We start from the raw sequence: 18,159 nt of genomic DNA on the forward strand, positions 1-18,159 counted from the left end.
GCACCGCGCCCCCGCGGCGGGACAGCCAGCCACGTACGCGGCGCCGCAAAGCGCACCGCGCCCCCGCGGCGGGACAGCCAGCCACGTACGCGGCGCCGCAAAGCGCAACGGCGAACCACACCCGCGGCGGGAGAGACAGCTACGTGGGAGGCGCCGCAAAGCGCACACCGGCAAGCCCCGCGGCGGGAAAGCCAGGTACGTGGGGGTAGCCTCAACCGCACTGCACCCGACCCCTCAAGGAGCCGTACCGTGAGCCAGCGCACCCTCGTCCTTCTCAAGCCCGATGCCGTCAAGCGCGGCCTGGTCGGCGAGATCATCGGCCGGATCGAGCGGAAGGCCGGCTGGACGATCAGCGCGCTGGAGCTGCGTACCCTCGACCGGGCGATCCTGGAGCAGCACTACGCCGAGCACGTCGGGCGGGACTTCTACGAGCCGCTGGTCGCGTTCATGTCCTCCGGCCCGGTCGTCGCGATGGTCGTCGAGGGGGAGCGGGTGATCGAGGGCGTGCGTGCGCTGGCCGGTCCGACTGACCCGATTGCCGCGCCGAGTGGGTCCATTCGTGGGGACTTCGGAACGATCACCCGGGAGAATCTGATCCATGCCTCGGATTCCGAAGAGTCCGCCGAGCGTGAGATCAAGATTTTCTTCCCCGGTATTTCCTGACGTTTCATCAGCTGTACACCCCTCGTGACCAGGGGCGACCGACAAATTCAGCGGTCGCCCTTTGGTGTATGCGACACGATCGGGGGAACGCATCACCGCGACACGACGTCACCATTGAGGGGGGCGGGTACGTGTACGGCTGACAATGGCGAAACAGCCTCCCGACGTGTTCGAGTGGGTGCACTACGAACTACGATGGAGGCTTCCGCGCCGCAGCGCGCACCACCTCCTGCCGACCTCCAGTAAGCATTCGCTCCAGTTGGGAAGGCCAGACGTATCCTCATGGGGAACAACATGTCGTTCATCGGCCGTGACATGGCTGTCGACCTCGGGACCGCCAACACGCTGGTGTACGTCAGGGGCCGCGGAATCGTCCTCAACGAACCGTCGGTCGTGGCCATCAACACCAACACCGGGGGCATCCTCGCGGTGGGCGCCGAGGCCAAGAAGATGATCGGGCGCACGCCCGGCAACATCGTTGCCGTACGGCCCCTGAAGGACGGCGTGATCGCCGACTTCGAGATCACCGAGCGGATGCTCCGCTACTTCATCCTGAAGATCCACAAGCGTCGCTACCTCGCCCGTCCGCGGGTCGTGGTGTGCGTTCCCTCCGGTATCACGGGAGTTGAGCGCCGCGCGGTCATCGAGGCGTCGACCCAGGCCGGCGCGCGCCAGGTGCACATCATCGAGGAGCCGATGGCCGCCGCCATCGGGTCCGGCCTGCCGGTCCACGAGGCCACCGGCAACATGGTCGTGGACATCGGCGGCGGTACGACCGAGGTCGCCGTCATCTCGCTCGGCGGGATCGTCACCGCCCAGTCGATCCGGGTGGCCGGCGACGAGCTCGACAACGCGATCATCCAGCACATCAAGAAGGAGTACAGCCTCCTGCTGGGCGAGCGCACCGCCGAGAGCATCAAGATCACCATCGGCTCGGCGTACGACCTGGAACAGGACGAGCACACCGAGATCCGCGGCCGCGACCTGGTCTCCGGTCTGCCCAAGACCGTGGTCATCTCGGCCGCCGAGGTCCGCAAGGCCATCGAGGAACCGGTCAACTCCATCGTCGACGCGGTCAAGACGACCCTCGACAAGTGCCCGCCGGAGCTCTCCGGTGACGTCATGGACCGCGGCATCGTGCTCACCGGCGGCGGCGCCCTGCTCCGCGGCCTCGACGAGCGGCTGCGCCGCGAGACCGGTATGCCCATCCACATCGCCGAGGACCCGCTGGACTCGGTGGCCCTCGGTTCCGGCAAGTGCGTGGAGGAGTTCGAGGCGCTGCAGCAGGTCCTCGACTCCCAGCCGCGCAGGTAACACCCCGGTTCCCGGTCCCGCCGCGGCCGTCCTGCGGCGTCCGCGGCGGTCGGGCACCATGGCGAGTGCGGTCCGTCCGTCCGGCGGGCCGCTACGTACCGGCGGTCCCGGTCGTTGATACGGATCGTTGCTGCGAATCGCTGATATACAGGCACAACATCCCGACAGACACGGTGCCCTGACGGTTCACCACCGGGCCCGTCACAGCAAGGCACAACGCTCAACTCCCGAACGAGACCGGCGGGGCCCGCAGCCGGCCGGTCCTACGAGGAAGGACACGGCCGCCGCACGTGAGGGACACACGAGAGAGCCGGCTGTTGCTGGTGCTGCTGGTCGCGATCGCGTTCGCGCTGATCACGGTCGACATCCGCGGCGGCGAACAGTCCCCGCTCGATGGCGCCCGGCAGGCCGCGGCCGCCGCCTTCGGCCCGGTCGAGGCCGGTGTCGCCCGCGTCGTCGACCCGGTCGGCAACGCCGTCAGCGCCGTACGGGACTCCGGCCGGCGGCACAGCAGGATCGCCCAGCTGCAGCACGAGAACGAGGCGCTGAAGGCCAAGCTCGGCTCCTCCGACCGCAACCGCAACCGGGCCCGGGAACTCGACAAGATCCTCAAGACCGCCGGCACCGGCCAGTACGCCATCAAGGGCGCCCAGGTGATCGCCATCGGCTCGGCCCAGGGCTTCTCCTGGACCATCACCATCGACGCCGGCAGCCGGGACGGCATCGCCCGCGACATGACCGTCCTCAACGGCGACGGTCTGGTCGGCCGGGTCACCACCGTCGGCCCCGACACCTCCACCGTCCTGCTGGCCGCCGACCCCGACTTCACGGTCGGCACCCGCATGGAGAAGACCAACGAGATCGGCTTCGCCAACGGGCAGGGCGTCCGCTCGCTGCGCGTCCAGCTGCTCAACGGCCGGGCCACCGTCAAGAAGGGTGACCGCCTGGTCACCTTCGGGTCCAGCAAGGACAAGCCCTTCGTCCCCGGCGTGCCGGTCGGCCGGGTCGTCAAGGTCGAGCCCTCCAACGGCGATCTGACCCGCACCCTCCAGGTCCGTCCGTTCGTCTCGTTCTCCCAGCTCGACATCGTCGGCGTCGTCGTGCAGCCGCCCCGCCAGGACCCGCGGGACACCGTCCTGCCGCCCGCGCCGGCCAAGCCCAAGCCGACGCCGACGGTCACCGTCACGGCCACGCCCTCCGCGAGCGCCTCCCCCAGGAGCTGACCGATGCGCATCAACCGGATCCTGCTCTCGGCCCCGCTGGTGGTCGTCGCCCTCATCATCCAGGTCAGCATCCTCGGCAGACTCCAACTGCCCGGCGCCGTACCGGACCTGCTGCTGCTCGTCGTGCTCGGCCTGGCGCTGGTCCACGGCCACGTCGCCGGCGCGCTCGTCGGCTTCTTCGCCGGGCTGCTGGCCGACCTGGCCCCGCCGTCCGACCACGCCATCGGCCGCTACGCGCTGGTCCTGTGCGTCATCGGCTACATCGCCGGGCTGACCAAGCCCGACTCCGGCCAGCACCGCTCGGCGACCCTGCCGCTGATGGTCGTCATCGGCGCCGCCATCGGCTCGACCCTGATGTACGCCGGCGTCGGCTCGCTCGTCGGCGACACCGCCGCCCGCCACGTCGGCCTGGTCGGGCTGCTGCTCAGCGCCACCCTCTACGACCTGCTGCTGGCGCCGTTCACGGTCCCGCTGGTGATGGCGCTGGCCCGCCGTACCGAGCACGACTCGGTGGTCGGCGACGGTTCCCCCAGCCCGAGCGGCACCGCCACCCGTGACTCCGCGTACGGCTGGCTCACCACCGGCACCGGACTCAAGGCCAGCCGCGGCGCCATGAAATCGGCCCGCGCCAAGGCCCACATCGGCAGCCAGCGCGGCGGACTGCTCGGCAAGTCGGCCCGCGACAAGGCCGGCCGGATCAAGGGGGTCAAGCGGCTGTGACCCATCTCCCCGAAACCCGGACCTCGCGGGTGAGCGTCCGGCTCATCGCGATCCAGATCCTGGTCTTCTCCCTGCTGCTCACCCTCGGCGGCCGGCTCTGGTACCTGCAGATCCGCAACGGCCAGGAGTACGCCACCGAGGCGCGCAACAACCACGTCCAGCAGGTCGTCGACCCCGCCACCCGCGGCTCCATCCTCGACGCGCGCGGCGTGCCGCTGGCCGACAACCAGACCCGGCTGGTCGTCTCCGCCAGCCGCACCGACCTGCTGAAGATGAAGGACGACGGCAAGGCCGTGCTCGGCCGGCTCGCCAAGGTGCTCGGCATGTCCGAGAAGGAGATCCGCAACAAGGTCCGGCTCTGCGACTCCAAGACCCCGCAGCCGTGCTGGAACGGCTCGCCGTACCAGCCGATCCCGATCACCGACGAGGCCACCACCCAGCAGGCCCTGCAGATCCGCGAGCGGTCCGAGGACTTCCCCGGCATCACCGCCGAGCCCACCGCCGTCCGCCGCTACCCGGCCCCCGTCGGCGCCAACACCGCGCAGGTGCTCGGCTACCTCTCCCCGGTCACCGACGAGGAGATCAACAAGGCCAAGAACACCCACTCGCCGCTGCTCCGCTCGGACCAGATCGGCCGCTCCGGCCTGGAGCGCACCTACGACACGTACCTGCGCGGCAAGGCCGCCGTCACCCGCTACGAGGTCGACAACCTCGGCCGGGTCATCGGCCAGGCCAAGAGCGAGAAGGGCCAGTCCGGTTCGTCGATAGTCACCAGCATCGACGCCCGGGTGCAGGCGCTGGCGGAGAAGCAGCTGGACCAGGCCATGAAGGACGCCCGTAAGGTGCACGACAAGAACACCGGCACCAACTACAAGGCGGACTCCGGTGCCGTGGTCGTCATGGAGGCGAAGACCGGCCGGGTGGTGGCGATGGCCTCCAACCCCAGCTACGACCCGAACGCCTGGGTCGGCGGCATCTCGGGCAAGGACTACGCCCGCCTCACCGGCAAGGACTCCAACTACCCGCTGCTGAACCGCGCCATCCAGGGCCAGGCCGCCCCCGGCTCGATCTTCAAGGTCATCTCGACCACCGCGGCGGTCAACGCGGGCTACGACTTCAACGGCCACTACCCCTGCACCAGCTCGTACAGCATCGGCGGCCAGGTCTTCCGGAACTTCGAGGGCGAGGGCCACGGCGACATCAGCCTGGGCCGGGCGCTGGAGGTCTCCTGCGACACCGTCTTCTACCGGCTCTCGCACGAGGAGTGGAAGAAGGACGGCGGCGACAAGCCGAAGAAGGACCCCAACGACTGGTTCTACCGGACCGCCCACCAGTTCGGGCTCGGCAAGGAGACCGGCATCGACCTCCCCAACGAGGTCAACGGCCGGGTCCCCGACCGCCGGTGGAAGCACAGCTTCTGGAAGGCCAACAAGGACGGCTGGTGCCGGCAGGCCAAGGCCTGGCCCAAGAAGAAGGACTACACCACCAAGCTCGCCCGTGAGGGCTGCCTCGAAGGCATGAAGCTGCACGCCTACGACTCGATCAACTACGCCATCGGCCAGGGCGACACCCTCGTCACCCCCATCCAGATGGCCACCATCTACGCCGCGATCAGCAACGGCGGCACGCTCTACAACCCCACCGTCGGCAAGGCCATCGTCAGCCCCGACGGCAAGCACATCCAGCAGATCGCGCCGCGCTCGCACGGCAAGCTGCCGGACAGCCCCCACACCCTCAAGCAGATCGACTCCGCACTGGCCGGCGTCGCCACCCGCGGCACCGCCGCCTGGCGCTTCCAGGGCTGGCCGCAGGACAAGATCCCGATGCACGCCAAGACCGGTACCGCCGAGGTCTACGGCAAGCAGACCACCTCGTGGTTCGCGACGTACACCAAGGACTACACGATCGTCATGACGATCTCCCAGGGTGGTACGGGATCCGGCGCCTCCGGCCCGGCCGTGCGCAACATCTACAACGCCCTGTACGGCGTCGACGAGAAGGGCGGCATCGACCCGAAGGCGGCCCTGCTGCCCAGGCCGCAGGGCAAACTGCCCAAGATCGAGAGCGACGGCACCATCGAGGCCCAGCCCATCAAGCCCTACGCCCCGCCGTCCCCGTCGCCCTCACCTTCGGGGAGCCCCCAGTGACCTCAAGCCACACCTCCCGGGCGTTCTCCGTCCGCCGCTACACCCCGGAACTCGGTACCTGGGGAAAGCTGACGGCACGTGACTCCGTGCTGCGCAAGCTGGACTGGATACTGCTGGTGTCCTGCCTGCTGCTGTCGCTCCTCGGCTCGCTGCTCGTCTTCTCCGCCACCCGCAACCGCACCGAGCTCAACAAGGGCGACGAGTACTACTTCTTCCTGCACCACCTGCTCAACCTCGGCATCGGCCTGACGCTGGCCGGCGGCACGATCTGGCTCGGCCACCGCACCCTGCGCGGCGCGATCCCGGTGCTGTACGCCCTGTCGGTGGTGCTCGCCCTGCTGGTGCTGACGCCGCTCGGCGCCACCATCAACGGCTCGCGCTCCTGGCTGGCGATCCCCGGCGGGTTCTCCCTCCAGCCCGCCGAGTTCGCGAAGATCACCATCTCGCTCGGCATGGCGATGATCCTGGCCTCCCGGGTCGACGCCGGCGACCGCCCGTACCCCGGCCACCGCACCGTCGTCCAGGCCCTCGGGCTGGCCGCCGTGCCCGTCGCCATCATCCTGCTGATGCCCGACCTCGGCTCGGTCATGGTGCTCGGCGCCGTCATCCTCGGCGTCCTGCTCGCCTCCGGCGCGTCCAACCGCTGGATCCTCGGACTGGTCAGCGCCGGTGTCGTCGGCTGCGTCGCCATCTGGCAGCTCGGGCTGCTCGACGCGTACCAGATCGCCCGCTTCGCCGCGTTCGCCAACCCGAGCCTGGACCCGGCCGGTGTCGGCTACAACACCAACCAGGCCCGGATCGCCATCGGCGGCGGCGGACTGACCGGCTCCGGGCTCTTCCACGGCAGCCAGACCACCGGCCAGTTCGTCCCCGAGCAGCAGACGGACTTCATCTTCACCGTCGCCGGCGAGGAGCTGGGCTTCCTCGGCGCGGGCCTGATCATCGTCCTGCTCGGCATCGTCCTGTGGCGCGCCTGCCGGATCGCCCGCGAGTCGACCGAGCTCTACGGCACGATCGTGGCCGCCGGCATCATCGCGTGGTTCGCCTTCCAGGCCTTCGAGAACATCGGCATGACGCTCGGCATCATGCCGGTGACCGGCCTGCCGCTGCCCTTCGTCTCCTACGGCGGCACGTCGATGTTCGCGGTCTGGATCGCCATAGGGCTGCTCCAGTCGATCCGGGTCGGCCGCCCGCTGTCCGCGTCCCGCTGACGGCGGGGCCCGGCCCGCGCCGGGTCACCGCACGGTGTACAGCTCGAACCACAGCGACGCGGACCGCGGCCCGCCGGCGTACGGCGTGGTGCCCCAGTCGTCGGCGAGCTCGCCGGTCAGCCACAGCCCGTGATCAACGTCCTTGGCCACCGGGTCGTACGGCGGCCGGGCCGGCGAGGGGACGGCCGGCGGGGGGCGGCGGACCGCGGCCCCGTCGTGCACGCTGATCCGCAGGCCGTGCCCGGCCGTCAGCAGCCGCAGCAGGATGTCCGCCGACCGCGGGGTGCGCAGATGGGAGTTGGTGACCGCCTCCGAGGTGAGCAGCACCGCGGTGTCCAGCAGCGGGGTGAGCGGGGTGCTGCGCAGTACGGCCCGGACGAAATCGCGGGCGAGCTTCGGGCTGGTGGGTTCGCTCGGCGCCGTCAGCAGAAACGGGCGGGCCCCCGCCGAGAAGCGGATGGGTGACCGGGCGACGGCTGCGCTGTGGGGATGCACGGGTGTCTCCCTCCCCGAGGGGTCGAGTGAGCGCCGATCGCCACCCTGAGTGGGCGGCTAGTGACACACCGTAAGCCACCTTCCCTGGCATGTGCCACCCGCTCTTCCGATGCCGGCACACACCACGGAGAGCGATCCTGTCCGGGTGGGTGGTCCCCGTTATGGCTGCTGGCTACATTCGAGGCATGGCGGACACCGTGCGGGAGATCGAGCGGAAATACGAGGCCGACGACGACACCCACCTGCCCGACCTGGCCGGCGTCGACCGGGTCGCCACGGTGGAGGAGCGCGGCACCGAAAGCCTGGACGCCCTCTACTACGACACCGCCGACCAGCGCCTCGCCGCGGACGGCGTCACCCTCCGGCGGCGCACCGGCGGACCGGACGCCGGCTGGCACCTGAAACTCCCGGTCGAGCCCGGTGTGCGCGAGGAGATCCGGGCACCGCTCTCGGACGCCCCGCCCCCCGAACTGGCCGCCCTGGTCCGCTCCCGGACCCGCGGCCAGGACCTGATCCCCCTGGTGCGGCTGCGGACCCGCCGGACCGTCCGGGTGCTGCGCGACGCCGCGGGCGCACCGCTGGCCGAGGTGGCGATGGACGCGGTGACTGCGCGGCGGGTGACGTTCGCGGCTGCGCACACGGCGGCGTCCGGCGGCACCGGCCCGATGGAGGCGCGCTGGCACGAGATCGAGGTCGAGCTGGCCGGCGCCGGCGACGGCGACCGTACGGGCCAGGACGGCACCGGCACGGGCGGCAACGGGGGTACCGGGCTGCTGGACGCGATCGGCCGGGCGCTGGCCGACGCCGGGGTGCGACCCGCCTCGGCGCCCTCCAAGCTGGCCCGGGCACTGACCGAGACGGGCCTGCGCACCGAAGGTCCCGACGGCGCCGACGGGCGCCCCGCGGGCACGTCGACCGCCCGCTCCGGCGGGAAGCCGCGCACCGCCGCGGACCTCGTCCTGGACTACGCCGCCACACAGGTGCGGGCGATCACCGCCCTCGATCCCGCGGTCCGCCGCGACCTGCCCGATTCCGTGCACCAGATGCGGGTCGCCACCCGCCGCCTGCGCAGCACCTTCCGCTCCTACGCCAAGGTCCTCGACCGCGCCGTCACCGACCCGATAGGCGCCGAACTCAAGTGGCTGGCAGGGGAGTTGGGGGCCGGCCGGGACCAGGAGGTGCTGGCCGAGCGGCTGCGCGCGGGGCTGGCGGAGGTGCCCCGGACGCTCCGGCTCGGCCCGGTGGCCGCCCGGCTGCGGCTGTGGTCCGAGCGCAACCGGGCCGGCGCCCGCGACCGCCTGCTCGCCGCCCTGGACGACCCCCGCTACCTGGCCCTCCTCGACCGGCTGCACGCCCTCCTGGAGGACCCGCCGCTGCGCACCGCCGCCAAGCGGCCCGCCTCCGAGGCGGCGGCCCGGGCCGTCCTCAAGGACTACCGGCGGCTGGCCGGCCGCGTGGCGGCCGCGCTGGACGCCCCCGCCGGCCGGGCCCGGGACGAGGCGCTGCACAGCGCCCGCAAGGCCGCCAAGCGGGCCCGGTACGCGGCCGAGGCGGCCCGCCCGGCGCTCGGCAAGCCGGCGAAGAAGTTCGCCAAGCGGATCAAGAAGGTGCAGCAGCTGCTCGGCGACCACCAGGACAGCGTGGTGGCCCGCGGCGCCCTCCGTGACCTGGCCACCCAGGCCCACCGCGCCGGCGAGGGCGGCTTCACCTTCGGCCTCCTCCACGGCCGCGAGGAGGCCCTGGCCGCCCAACGGGAGCGCGACCTGCCGGCCACCTGGGCGAAGGCGTCCCGTAAGGGGCTGCTGGCGCGGCTGGGGGCGTGAGACGGGGGCACCGCGCCCGCCGTGCGATTTCGGGTGCCGCCGAGCGGGTTACGCTTGAGAGTCGCCCCTTGTCAGCCCACGAAGGTTCGAGATGTCCGAGTCGGTTTTCCCGCAACTCGAAGCTCTGCTCCCACACGTGCAGAAGCCGATCCAGTACGTCGGCGGTGAGCTCAACTCCACGGTCAAGCCGTGGGAGAGCTGCGACGTCCGCTGGGCCCTCATGTACCCCGACGCGTACGAGGTCGGGCTGCCCAACCAGGGCGTCATGATCCTCTACGAGGTCCTCAACGAGCAGGAGGGCGTGCTCGCCGAGCGCACCTACAGCGTCTGGCCGGACCTCGAAGCGCTGATGCGTGAGCACGAGGTGCCGCAGTTCACGGTCGACGCGCACCGCCCCGTCGGCGCCTTCGACGTGCTCGGCGTCTCCTTCTCCACCGAGCTGGGCTACACCAACCTGCTCACCGCCCTGGACCTGGCCGGTATCCCGTTCGAGTCCAAGGACCGCACCGACGAGCACCCGCTGATCCTCGCGGGCGGCCACGCCGCCTTCAACCCCGAGCCGATCGCGGACTTCCTCGACTGCGCGGTGGTCGGCGACGGTGAGCAGGCCGTGCTGGAGATCACCGAGATCATCCGCGCCTGGAAGAACGAGGGACGCCCGGGCGGCCGCGACGAGCTGCTGTTCCGCCTCGCGAAGACCGGCAGCGTCTACGTCCCCAAGTTCTACGACGTCGAGTACCTGGCCGACGGCCGGATCTCCCGCGTCGTGCCCAACCGCTCCGGCGTCCCGTGGCGGGTCTCCAAGCACACCGTCATGGACCTCGACGAGTGGCCGTACCCCAAGCAGCCGCTGGTCCCGCTCGCCGAGACCGTCCACGAGCGGATGTCGGTGGAGATCTTCCGCGGCTGCACCCGCGGCTGCCGTTTCTGCCAGGCCGGCATGATCACGCGCCCCGTGCGGGAGCGAAGCATCACCGGCATCGGCGAGATGGTGGACAAGGGCCTGAAGGCCACCGGATTCGAGGAGGTCGGCCTCCTCTCCCTCTCCTCCGCGGACCACACCGAGATCGGTGACATCGCCAAGGGCCTCGCCGACCGGTACGAGGAAGACAAGATCGGCCTGTCGCTGCCCTCCACCCGGGTCGACGCCTTCAACATCGACCTCGCCAACGAGCTGACCCGCAACGGCCGCCGCTCGGGTCTGACCTTCGCGCCCGAGGGCGGCTCGGAGCGGATCCGCAAGGTCATCAACAAGATGGTCTCCGAAGAGGACCTGATCAGGACCGTCTCCACGGCCTACGGCAACGGCTGGCGGCAGGTGAAGCTGTACTTCATGTGCGGTCTGCCGACCGAGACCGACGAGGATGTCCTCCAGATCGGCGACATGGCGGTCAAGGTCATCGCCGAGGGCCGCAAGGTCTCCGGGCAGAACGACATCCGCTGCACGGTCTCCATCGGCGGCTTCGTCCCCAAGCCGCACACCCCCTTCCAGTGGGCCCCGCAGCTGTCCGCCGAGGAGACCGACGCCCGCCTCGAAAAGCTCCGCGACAAGATCCGCGGCGACAAGAAGTACGGCCGTTCCATCGGCTTCCGCTACCACGACGGCAAGCCCGGCATCGTCGAGGGCCTGCTCTCGCGCGGTGACCGCCGCGTGGGCTCCGTCATCCGCGCCGTCTACGAGGACGGCGGCCGCTTCGACGGCTGGCGCGAGCACTTCTCCTACGACCGCTGGATGCGCGCCGCGGAGAAGACGCTGCCGGAGTTCGGCGTGGACGTCGCCTGGTACACCACCCGCGAGCGGGAGTACGAGGAGGTCCTGCCCTGGGACCACCTGGACTCCGGCCTCGACAAGGACTGGCTCTGGGAGGACTGGCAGGACGCCCTCGACGAGACCGAGGTCGAGGACTGCCGCTGGACCCCGTGCTTCGACTGTGGGGTCTGTCCGCAGATGGACACCCAGATCCAGATCGGCCCCACGGGCAAGAAGCTGCTGCCGCTGACGGTCGTCAAGTAGCGCCTCCCGTAAAGCAGTTCGGCCCGGCCTCCGCCCTCGCGGTGGCCGGGCCGCGGTGTGCTCGGCACAATGATCCGATGCCCGCACCGCACACGCCGACGTCAGGGCGGCTGGTCGTCCCCTCCGTCGCGTTCCACGACTCGTTCCTCGCCGCGATGGACGAGTTCCGCGCCGACGGCGCCGAGCACGCTCCGCGGTCCAACCTGGCGCGCGAACTGCGCACCTGGCGCACCCGCTGGCCGACCCCCGAGGGGTTCGCCGCGTACGTCGCCGCGGTGGGCGGCACCGCGTACGACGAGCGCGCCGACGGCCGGGTGCCGGTGTCCACCCGATGGTGGGTGGTGGACGGCAGCTATCTGGGCCGCGTCACCTTCCGCCACCGGCTCACCCCCTCCCTCCGCACGTGGGGCGGTCACCTCGGGTACGCGGTACGCCCCGGGGCCCGCCGGCAGGGGCACGCCACGGCGATGCTGCGCGCCGCCCTGCCGATCGCCCGCGACGAGCTCGGCATCGATCCGGTGCTGGTCACCTGCGACGCGGACAACCTCGGATCACGCAAGGTCATCGAGGCCTGCGGCGGGATCTTCGAGGACCGGCGGGACGAGAAGCTGCGGTACTGGGTCACCGCGGCGGTGCCCGCCGGCGGCGTCGGCGGCGGGTCCGGCGGGCAGCGCCGAGGGCAGCCGGACCGCCCTTGGGGAACCGGGTGGCCGTGAGACACGTACTCTAGGTAGCAGTACGACCGCACTCACGAAGGACTGAACGACACTGGGCAAGCGACAGCCCGAAGGCCCGCCGCCCGCACCGGCGGTGCAGCGCATCCGACTGCGCTACACCAAGCGCGGCCGCCTCCGGTTCACCAGCCACCGCGACTTCCAGCGCGCTTTCGAGCGGGCGCTGCGCCGCGCCGAGGTCCCCATGGCCTATTCGGCGGGTTTCACCCCGCACCCCAAGGTGTCGTACGCGAACGCCGCCCCGACCGGCACGGGCAGTGAGGCCGAGTATCTGGAGATCCAGCTCGCCGCGCGCCGCGACCCGGACAAGCTTCGCGAACTCCTCGACGAGTCGCTGCCGGCCGGGCTCGATGTGATCGAATCGGTCGAGGCCCGCACCAGCGGCCTGGCCGACCGGTTGCAGGCGTCGGTGTGGGAGCTCCGGCTCGACGGGGTCGCCCCCGAGGTCGCCGCCCACGCCGTCGAGGCGTTCCTCGCGGCCGAAGAGGTGCTGGTCGAACGCCGTACGAAGAACGGCATGCGGACCTTCGACGCCCGGGCCGCGGTGGCGCATCTGGAAGCGGCCGGTTGCCAGGGCGATAGGCCCGACGGCAATGCCTGTGCGATACTGCGGCTGGTTGTTCGGCATGTGACACCCGCCGTTCGACCCGACGACGTCCTGTCCGGCCTCCGAGCTACGGCCGACCTGGCGCCGCCGGTCCCCGCTGCGGTGACCAGGCTGGCGCAGGGGCTGCTCGATGAGGAGACCGGCGCGGTGACCGACCCGCTTGCGCCCGACCGCGACGCTGCCACGGCCGCCCCACCCACGGCCGCCGGGCAGAGTGCCGCGAAGGCGCCGGGCGGGGCCTCCCCGGCAGCCGGGGACGGTACTGCGTAGGACCGCCGTCGTCGCGTCGCCGATCAACCAGGGCGCCACCCCGGTCCGGCAGACGCACTGACCAGGAGACTTTCGCCGGTCCCCACCCCAAAAAAGGGGGCCGGCGAGCGAGACGACAGCTCCCGTGCGGCGCCCACGCCCCGGACAGCGGGCCCGCGCTCATCACGCGGACCGCTACCGGAACCAGGCGCGGCGCCCGGGAGCGTGACGGGAGAACCGCCCGCATGCTCGAGCCCATTGAGCCCACTGAAGCCACGTCGTCCCCGGACCGCGGTCCGGACGACAACCACTCACCCAGTGACACGCTGCCGCCGCGCCGTCGGCGCCGGGCGGCGTCCCGGCCGGCCGGTCCGCCGGTCGCCGGTGACGCCTCCGCGGCCACCGTGGTGAGCACCGAGCCCGCCGCGCCGACGGCCGACCGGGCCGCCGCCGAGGAGGCCACCGCGTCCGCGGTGAGCAGCGGCGACGAGGCCAAGCCGGCCCGTACCCGCCGCCGGGCGACCCGTAAGGCCACCGCCCCCGCCGGGGCCCCGCAGCCGGCCGCCGAGGCGCCCGCGGAGGCGCCCGTGGAGGCTCCTGCCGAGGCCGAGATCGAGGCCGGTGCCGCAGCCGCCGCCGAGGCACCGCAGACCGAGGAGGCCGCCCCGCGCCGTACCCGCCGCCGGGCGACCCGCAAGGCGACCGCCCCCGCCGGTGCCCCGCAGCCCGAGGCCGCCCCGGAGCCGGTCGTCGCGGAGGCGACCCTCGACGAGCCGGCCGAGCCGGCCGAGGATGCCGAGGAGGCAGAAGAGATCACCCCCGTCGCCGAGGAGCCCGCGAAGCCGGCCCGTACGCGTCGCCGCGCGACCCGTAAGGCGACCGCTCCGGCCGGTGCCCCGCAGGCGAGCGCCGAGGAGCCCGTCGAGGCCCCGGCCGCACCGGCCGCCGCCGAGGAGGCGCCCGCCGCCGCGGAGGCCGTCGAGGAGGCCAAGCCGGCCCGTACGCGTCGCCGCGCGACCCGTAAGGCCACCGCTCCCGCGGGTGCGCCGCAGGCCGCCGAGGAGCCCGTCGAGGCGCCCCTCCCGGCCGCGGAAGCCGCGGCGGAGGCCGAGGCGCCCGCCGCCGAGGAGACCGAGGGCCCGCGCCGCCGGTCCCGCCGCCGTACCGAGCGCGCCGCGGAGCCGGTCGCCGAGGCGCCGCGGGCCGAGGAGGAGCCCGCGAAGGAGGCGCCGGTGCGCGGCCGCCGTCGTGCCCAGCGGCCGCCGACCGCGGTCTTCCAGGCGCCGGTCTTCACCGAGCCGATGTTCCAGACCCCCGAGACCGCCGCTGCCGCCCATGCCGCGGCGCGCCAGGAGGCCGTCGAGGCCGAGCCGGTCACCGAGGAGCAGCCGCCGGCCGCTGCGCGGCGCCGTCGCCGCCGGGGCGCCCCGGTCGAGGCCGAGCAGGTCGTCACCGCTCCCGCGGAGGAGCCGGAGGCCGCCGAGGAGGCCGAGGCCGAGGAGGCCGGCCACGCCGAGGACGAGTTCGCCGAGCGTCCGTCGCGCCGCCGTCGCCGTGGTGGCCGTCGCCGCCGCCGCGGGGAGAGCGCCGAGGGCACCGAGGAGCAGCAGGCCGAGGCCGCTGCCGAGGAGGGTGCCCAGGAGGCCGAGGCCGAGGAGGCCGGCCACCGGGAGGCGGAGTCCGCCGAGGAGGCGGAGGAGCACGAGGACGAGCAGTCGGGCGCCGGCTCCAGCAGCAGCCGCCGGCGCCGTCGCCGCCGCCGTCGCAGCGGGGACGCCGCCGAGGTCGAGGCCGCGCACGCCGACGATCCCGAGCGCACGGTCGTCAAGGTCCGTGAGCCCCGCAAGAAGGACGAGGGCACCGGCGCCGACGAGGTGCAGTCGATCAAGGGGTCGACGCGCCTGGAGGCCAAGAAGCAGCGCCGCCGCGAGGGGCGTGAGCAGGGCCGCCGCCGGGTGCCGATCATCACCGAGGCGGAGTTCCTCGCCCGCCGTGAGGCCGTCGAGCGGGTGATGGTCGTCCGCCAGAGCGGCGAGCGCACCCAGATCGCCGTCCTTGAGGACAACGTGCTCGTGGAGCACTTCGTCAACAAGGAGCAGGCCACCTCGTACGTCGGCAATGTGTACCTCGGCAAGGTGCAGAACGTCCTGCCGTCGATGGAGGCCGCCTTCGTCGACATCGGCAAGGGCCGCAACGCCGTGCTGTACGCCGGTGAGGTCAACTTCGAGGCGCTGGGCATGGCGAACGGCCCGCGCCGGATCGAGAGCGCGCTGAAGTCCGGCCAGTCGGTGCTGGTGCAGGTCACCAAGGACCCGATCGGCCACAAGGGCGCCCGCCTGACCAGCCAGGTCTCGCTGCCCGGCCGCTACCTGGTCTACGTGCCCGAGGGCTCGATGACCGGTATCAGCCGCAAGCTTCCGGACACCGAGCGGGCCCGGCTGAAGCAGATCCTCAAGAAGATCGTCCCCGAGGACGCGGGCGTGATCGTCCGTACCGCCGCGGAGGGCGCGAGCGAGGAGGAGCTGGCGCGCGACGTCCAGCGCCTGCAGGCCCAGTGGGAAGAGATCCAGAAGAAGGCCAAGAGCAGCAGCTCCAGTGCGCCGACGCTGCTGTACGGCGAGCCGGACATGACCGTCCGGGTCGTGCGGGACATCTTCAACGAGGACTTCTCCAAGGTCATCGTCAGCGGTGACGACGCCTGGGAGACGATCCACGGCTATGTCGCCCACGTGGCGCCGGACCTCACCGACCGGCTGCAGAAGTGGACCTCGGACGTCGACGTCTTCGCGACGTACCGGATCGACGAGCAGCTGATGAAGGCGCTGGACCGCAAGGTCTGGCTGCCCAGCGGCGGTTCGCTGGTGATCGACCGGACCGAGGCGATGGTCGTGGTCGACGTCAACACCGGCAAGTTCACCGGCCAGGGCGGCAACCTGGAGGAGACGGTCACCAGGAACAACCTGGAGGCGGCCGAGGAGATCGTGCGCCAGCTGCGGCTGCGCGACCTCGGCGGCATCATCGTGATCGACTTCATCGACATGGTGCTGGAGTCCAACCGTGACCTGGTGCTGCGGCGCCTGCTGGAGTGCCTGGGCCGGGACCGTACGAAGCACCAGGTGGCCGAGGTCACCTCGCTCGGCCTGGTCCAGATGACCCGCAAGCGGGTCGGCCAGGGCCTGCTGGAGTCGTTCTCCGAGTCGTGCGTGCACTGCAACGGCCGGGGCGTCATCGTCCACATGGATCAGCCGACGACGGTCGGCGGTGGCGGCAAGCGCAAGAAGAAGGGCAAGGCGGCGCCGGTCGAGGCCGCCGAGCCGCACGTCCACGAGGTCGAGGCCGCCGAGCCCACCCCGGACGGTGGCGCGCCCGAGTTGGAGCCGGTGGCCGTGACGGAGGCCGAGCTGCAGCCCGCGGTGGCCGGTGCCGACGAGTGGTTCAGCAGTCCGGCGGAGGCCGAGGCCGCGGCCGGACGTGGCCGGGGCCGTCGCCGGGTGAGCCGGAAGGTGTCCGCTCCGGCGGGCGCCCCCAAGGCCGCCGCCGAGGAGGCCGCCGCGATCGTGCTGCCGGCCGAGCCGGCGCCCGCGCAGGCCGCCGAGCCGGAGCCCGCCGCGGCGCCGGAGCCGGCCGCCGAGGCCGCTGCCCCGGAGCCCGCGCCGGCCCGTCCGCGTCGTCGGGCGACCCGTAAGGTGACCGCTCCGGCGGGCTCGCCCGAGGTGTCCGACGATTCCGCGGCGACCGTGGTGATCGCCACGCCGGCCGCCGAGCAGGCCGAGGCACCGGCCGCGGAGCCCGTCGAGGGTGCCGAGGCGGCCGAGCCGGAGGCGGCGCCCGCGGCGAAGAAGACCGCGAAGAAGGCGACGGCCAAGAAGGCCACCGCCAAGAAGGCGGCGGCGAAGAAGACCACGGCCAAGAAGGCGGCGGCGAAGAAGACCACCACCGCCAAGAAGGCCACGGCGAAGAAGACCACCACGAAGAAGGCGACGACGAAGAAGGCCGCGGCCAAGAAGACCGCAGCCGCCGAGCAGTCCTCGGTCGCGCAGGCAGAGGGCGCGGCGTAAGCCGCTCCGGTGGAGCCGGTGCTTGCACCGGGGCCTCTACGGAGGACTGAGCGTCACGAATCCGCCCCGGGCCGTCATGGCGGCCCGGGGCCGGTTTGACCCCCTGGTCAAGGCCCCGTAACCTTGACCGTCGGTGTCTGAGACTTCAGAACACCACCAACTTCTGAGCAACTACCTCTCGGTCCGCCGAGGGAGGCCGCTCGTCCGATCGGATTCCACGGGACGTCCCGAGCCCGTGAGAGCGGCTGGCATCAGAGGATCCGTTTCTAGCGAAAGAGAGTTCCGCGTGTACGCGATCGTGCGCACCGGCGGACGCCAGCAGAAGGTTTCTGTCGGCGACGTCATCGAGATTGACCGCATTTCCACCAGCAAGGTCGGCGACACCGTCGAGCTCTCCACGCTGCTGGTCGTCGACGGTGACGCGGTCACCAGCGACCCGTGGGTCCTGGCCGGCGTGAAGGTCCAGGGTGAGGTCGTGGACCACCACAAGGGCAACAAGATCCGGATCCAGAAGTACAAGAACAAGACCGGTTACAAGAAGCGGATCGGCCACCGCCAGCTCCACACGGCGCTGAAGATCACCGGCATCGACGCCCCGGCGAAGTAAGGGACTGAGGAGACATGGCACACAAGAAGGGCGCATCGTCCACCCGGAACGGTCGCGACTCCAATGCTCAGCGGCTCGGCGTGAAGCGCTTCGGCGGTCAGGCCGTCCTCGCCGGTGAGATCCTGGTCCGCCAGCGTGGCACCCACTTCCACCCCGGCACGGGCGTCGGCCGCGGCGGCGACGACACCCTGTTCGCCCTGCAGGCCGGTGCGGTGCAGTTCGGCACCCACCGTGGCCGCAAGGTCGTGAACATCGTCCCGGTCGCCCAGTAATACGGGCCCGGACGTCACACAG

14 protein-coding genes are annotated in these 18,159 nt (G+C 71.8%); 13 read left to right on the plus strand and 1 reads right to left on the minus strand.

Going from position 1 to position 18,159, the window contains the following annotated elements; translation table 11 throughout:
* Nucleotides 1-249: 249 nt before the first annotated feature.
* The 6 genes from ndk to rodA all read left to right on the plus strand — a co-directional run bounded on the left by ndk (nucleotide 250) and on the right by rodA (nucleotide 7,278).
* Nucleotides 250-663, plus strand: a complete 414-nt coding sequence (gene ndk, locus AB0E02_RS29985) for a nucleoside-diphosphate kinase (RefSeq protein WP_362144848.1) — start codon at nucleotides 250-252, stop codon at nucleotides 661-663.
* Nucleotides 664-957: 294 nt separating this feature from the next.
* Nucleotides 958-1,977: a rod shape-determining protein gene (locus AB0E02_RS29990; RefSeq protein WP_003985182.1), complete on the plus strand. Its 1,020-nt coding sequence runs from the start codon at nucleotides 958-960 to the stop codon at nucleotides 1,975-1,977.
* Between the two features lie 290 nt (nucleotides 1,978-2,267).
* Nucleotides 2,268-3,200, plus strand: a complete 933-nt coding sequence (gene mreC, locus AB0E02_RS29995) for a rod shape-determining protein MreC (RefSeq protein ID WP_030413819.1) — start codon at nucleotides 2,268-2,270, stop codon at nucleotides 3,198-3,200.
* Between the two features lie 3 nt (nucleotides 3,201-3,203).
* A complete protein-coding gene (gene mreD / locus AB0E02_RS30000; protein WP_362144851.1) occupies nucleotides 3,204-3,920 on the plus strand; it encodes a rod shape-determining protein MreD in 717 nt (238 codons plus the stop codon).
* Nucleotides 3,917-6,067 carry a penicillin-binding protein 2 gene (gene mrdA / locus AB0E02_RS30005; protein ID WP_362144854.1) on the plus strand — a complete coding sequence of 717 codons (2,151 nt, stop codon included), beginning with the start codon at nucleotides 3,917-3,919 and terminating at the stop codon, nucleotides 6,065-6,067. The genes mreD and mrdA overlap by 4 nt, the downstream gene beginning before the upstream one ends.
* Entirely contained in the window at nucleotides 6,064-7,278 is a 1,215-nt protein-coding gene (rodA, locus tag AB0E02_RS30010) for a rod shape-determining protein RodA (RefSeq protein ID WP_362144857.1), read from the plus strand. The genes mrdA and rodA overlap by 4 nt, the downstream gene beginning before the upstream one ends.
* A 24-nt stretch (nucleotides 7,279-7,302) precedes the next feature.
* On the opposite strand, the gene AB0E02_RS30015 is transcribed toward rodA, so the two are convergent.
* On the minus strand, nucleotides 7,303-7,773 hold the full coding sequence (locus AB0E02_RS30015; protein ID WP_362144860.1) for an ATP-binding protein: 471 nt from the start codon (nucleotides 7,771-7,773) through the stop codon (nucleotides 7,303-7,305).
* A 185-nt stretch (nucleotides 7,774-7,958) separates the two neighbouring features.
* On the opposite strand from AB0E02_RS30015, the gene AB0E02_RS30020 reads away from it, so the two are divergent.
* From AB0E02_RS30020 to rpmA, 7 genes are all read left to right on the plus strand, one after another.
* Nucleotides 7,959-9,596 (plus strand): CYTH and CHAD domain-containing protein, encoded by a 1,638-nt coding sequence (locus AB0E02_RS30020; RefSeq protein WP_362144862.1) that lies wholly within the window; start codon nucleotides 7,959-7,961, stop codon nucleotides 9,594-9,596.
* 91 nt (nucleotides 9,597-9,687) lie between these two features.
* Nucleotides 9,688-11,610, plus strand: a complete 1,923-nt coding sequence (locus tag AB0E02_RS30025) for a TIGR03960 family B12-binding radical SAM protein (protein WP_362144864.1) — start codon at nucleotides 9,688-9,690, stop codon at nucleotides 11,608-11,610.
* A 77-nt stretch (nucleotides 11,611-11,687) separates the two neighbouring features.
* Nucleotides 11,688-12,326 (plus strand): GNAT family N-acetyltransferase, encoded by a 639-nt coding sequence (locus AB0E02_RS30030; protein ID WP_362144866.1) that lies wholly within the window; start codon nucleotides 11,688-11,690, stop codon nucleotides 12,324-12,326.
* 94 nt (nucleotides 12,327-12,420) lie between these two features.
* A complete protein-coding gene (locus AB0E02_RS30035; RefSeq protein WP_362144868.1) occupies nucleotides 12,421-13,221 on the plus strand; it encodes a TIGR03936 family radical SAM-associated protein in 801 nt (266 codons plus the stop codon).
* 224 nt (nucleotides 13,222-13,445) lie between these two features.
* A complete protein-coding gene (locus AB0E02_RS30040; RefSeq protein WP_362144871.1) occupies nucleotides 13,446-17,258 on the plus strand; it encodes an Rne/Rng family ribonuclease in 3,813 nt (1,270 codons plus the stop codon).
* Nucleotides 17,259-17,544: 286 nt separating this feature from the next.
* Nucleotides 17,545-17,865, plus strand: a complete 321-nt coding sequence (gene rplU / locus AB0E02_RS30045) for a 50S ribosomal protein L21 (RefSeq protein WP_030413828.1) — start codon at nucleotides 17,545-17,547, stop codon at nucleotides 17,863-17,865.
* Between the two features lie 14 nt (nucleotides 17,866-17,879).
* On the plus strand, nucleotides 17,880-18,137 hold the full coding sequence (gene rpmA / locus AB0E02_RS30050) for a 50S ribosomal protein L27 (RefSeq protein ID WP_030413829.1): 258 nt from the start codon (nucleotides 17,880-17,882) through the stop codon (nucleotides 18,135-18,137).
* Nucleotides 18,138-18,159: the final 22 nt, after the last annotated feature.

Source organism: Streptomyces sp. NPDC048196 (assembly GCF_040652715.1).
GTDB lineage: Bacteria > Actinomycetota > Actinomycetes > Streptomycetales > Streptomycetaceae > Streptomyces > Streptomyces siderophoricus.